The following is a 1,425-nucleotide window of genomic DNA, read 5'->3' as shown; positions in this document are numbered from 1 at the left end:
GAAGGGATAGGAAGGTGTGTCTGGTCGCCCGCCAGTAACCGTAGCTCCGCGACGATCATGCCTTTCTGCAGGTCATCCAGGCTGGTCCAGTCAGGTGATGGTCCGAACAGCCCGTCGAGATCGTCCAGCGCCGCCATGTCGAGGTCAAAGTCGCGGGTGACGTGCTCGATCTGCGGCTCACGATAGCCCGCCCGCACGAGCTCCACAGCAAAGCCTGCCGCCGTGCTAAGGATCGTCATTGCCTCTGGCATGGCCGTGAGTTCACGCTCAGGGAACAGTCGGCGGATCAACTGACCGAGCAGCATAAACGCACCCGCGCCGCGATCCTGCCAGACCGCCACTACGCCATATCCATCAGGTTTGGTAACCCGCGCCATCTCGGCCAGTCCCTTGCGCCAGTCAGGAAACATGAACACGCCGAAGATCGAGAACACCGCGTCGAAGTCAGCATCGGGCAGATCGAGTGCCTGACCGTCCATCACCCGCGCTTCGACGTTCGGCAACTCCTTGGCGGCGATGCGCGCGACCATGCCCGGTGAAAAGTCGGTCGCAAGGACTTCCGCTCCGGACACCGCTGCGGCGAGCGCAAGCGCGCCGGTTCCGGCTGCCACATCCAACACACGGGACGAGGCGGTCAGTGGGACATGAGCGAGTGCGGCATCGACATAGCGTGCCGTGTAGGGATGCGCGGTCTCCTCGTACCGCTCGGCTGCGCTGTCCCAATGATCTGCCTTGTTGAACTCACGCATTGGTCATGCTCCACGAATCATGCAACCTACCGAGTATCGTGAAAACTCAGACTTGCCAATATGACGCCGCGGGCGGAAGCATGTGCCATGCGAAATGACGGTCGCCTCTCGCGAATGCTCCACGTGTTAATCCACATGGCCCGGCATGACGGGCCGATGACCTCCGAAGCGATCGCCCGAATGCTCGGCACCAACCCGGTCCTTATCCGCCGCACAATGGCCGGATTGCGGGACGCAGGCTACGTCCGTTCGGAGAAGGGGCATGGCGGTGGTTGGGCTATCACAGCCGATTTGAAGACGGTGACGCTGCTGGACGTGCATCACGCCGTTGGCGGCCCCCGCCTGTTCGCGATCGGGATCGAAGGTCCCGAGCCCGGCTGCCAGATCGCGGCTGTCGTCAACGAGGCCGTAAGCGAGGCGCTACAGGAAGCCGAGCGTCTGCTGGTCGAACGGCTGGCATCGATCAGCCTAGCCACTCTCGTCAAGACGTTCGATGAACGGCGCGGCTCCGTTAGCGTCTGACCATATCAGCACCGTCCAAGGGTCTGCTCTCCCAAAATCCACCCCCGATTGCTCTTTCCTAAAGCGGGCTATTGGAGACGAAAAGCGGGAGAGAACTGCGCGTAATGTAGCCGTTGTCGGGAACGCGGATTGCCAGCCTGACAGTCTGTTTGTG

2 protein-coding genes are annotated in these 1,425 nt (G+C 61.9%); one reads left to right on the top strand and one right to left on the bottom strand.

The genetic code is table 11. The features are described 5' to 3' along the window. Positions 1 to 749, bottom strand: a 749-nt coding sequence (locus tag FYJ91_RS20445) for a class I SAM-dependent methyltransferase (protein WP_149524188.1), incomplete at its 3' end; no start/stop codon positions are given. 87 nt (positions 750 to 836) lie between these two features. Between FYJ91_RS20445 and FYJ91_RS20440 the strand changes: the two genes are divergently transcribed. Next, complete coding sequence (locus FYJ91_RS20440) at positions 837 to 1,271, top strand: Rrf2 family transcriptional regulator (RefSeq protein ID WP_149524187.1); 435 nt, start codon at positions 837 to 839, stop codon at positions 1,269 to 1,271. The last annotated feature ends 154 nt before the right edge of the window (positions 1,272 to 1,425 follow it).

The sequence above is a fragment of the Sphingomonas montanisoli genome (assembly GCF_008274695.1).
In the GTDB taxonomy this organism is placed as follows: domain Bacteria; phylum Pseudomonadota; class Alphaproteobacteria; order Sphingomonadales; family Sphingomonadaceae; genus Rhizorhabdus; species Rhizorhabdus montanisoli.
The sequence above is the reverse complement of the archived record's forward strand: the minus strand, read 5'-3'. Positions and strand labels throughout refer to the sequence as shown.

Bases quoted from the DNA above. Each gene is read 5' to 3' on its own strand.
- FYJ91_RS20440 (WP_149524187.1), top strand. From the start codon at position 837: ATGCGAAATGACGGTCGCCTCTCGCGAATGCTCCACGTGTTAATCCAC.